The 567-nt window shown below is 41.1% G+C and carries 1 protein-coding gene; it reads left to right on the forward strand.

Annotated elements, in window-relative coordinates; translation table 11 throughout:
* The coding region (locus tag H4J67_RS20005; RefSeq protein ID WP_182204924.1) for an IS3 family transposase at positions 1-567 on the forward strand (567 nt) is incomplete at both ends.

The raw sequence follows: 567 nt of genomic DNA on the forward strand, positions 1-567 counted from the left end.
TCAGACCCGACATAAAGGTCAAAAGGTTACTGAAATTTTTTGATGTGTCTAAAAGTGGCTATTACGATTGGCGCGAGCGTCAACCCAGTGCCCGTGCGATAGAAGATGTTGAACTTAAACAGAAATTCCAGCAAATATTCACTGAGAATAAAGGCCGATATGGTAGTCCCCGCATTTTTAAAACATTACAAAAGCAAGGATACAATATCGGTAAAAAACGTGTTGAACGTTTGTACAATGCGCTTGGGTTGGTTGCTAGAGTGATGCGGGTAACTACACGCTCTGCGTTTTATAAGCGCTTTCTTACGACTGGTACAAACTTAAGACCTGATGGTGCAGTGCCATTGGCTAAAGATAAAGTATGGGTTGCCGATGTCACGTATTTGAAAGTGAAAGGCGTATGGCGTTATTTGTCGGTAATAATGGATTTATATTCACGGCGTATTATTAGCTGGAGTTTAGATAAAAATAGAACGATGGACGTCACGAAACGCACATTAGAAAATGCGGTTAAGAAACGAAAACCGTCCGGTGATTTGATGCTCCATACAGATAGAGGCGTAGAAT

Source organism: Colwellia sp. BRX10-4, assembly GCF_014077465.1.
Classification (GTDB): Bacteria; Pseudomonadota; Gammaproteobacteria; order Enterobacterales; family Alteromonadaceae; genus Colwellia_A.